The sequence below is a fragment of the Bacillus sp. EKM420B genome (assembly GCF_011065565.1).
Taxonomy (GTDB): Bacteria; Bacillota; Bacilli; order Bacillales; family Bacillaceae; genus Bacillus; species Bacillus velezensis.
This window is the reverse complement of record NZ_JAAMNX010000064.1, coordinates 1-236: the sequence shown is the minus strand read 5'-3', so window position 1 is coordinate 236 and position 236 is coordinate 1. Positions and strand designations below refer to the sequence as shown.

The 236-nt window shown below is 59.3% G+C and carries 1 protein-coding gene; it reads left to right on the top strand.

Features of this window, described 5'->3' with window-relative positions:
- Positions 1 to 236 (top strand): amino acid adenylation domain-containing protein (locus tag G9F48_RS19550; RefSeq protein WP_165410000.1); only part of this gene is annotated, 236 nt, incomplete at both ends.

Here is a 236-nt window from a genome sequence, read left to right as displayed (position 1 = left end):
CGCATGTATCAGACGGGCGATATCGCACGCTGGACAGAAGACGGCCTTGTTGAATGGCTCGGGCGTTCAGACGGACAAGTGAAAGTCCGCGGCTACCGGATTGAACCGGGAGAAATCGAAGCGGCGATCCGGCGCATTGACGGCATTCGTGAGGCGGCAGTCACCGCCCGGACCGAACACGGCGAAACCGCACTTTACGCCTATATTGAAGGACGAAAAAGCGATGACGTGCGGGC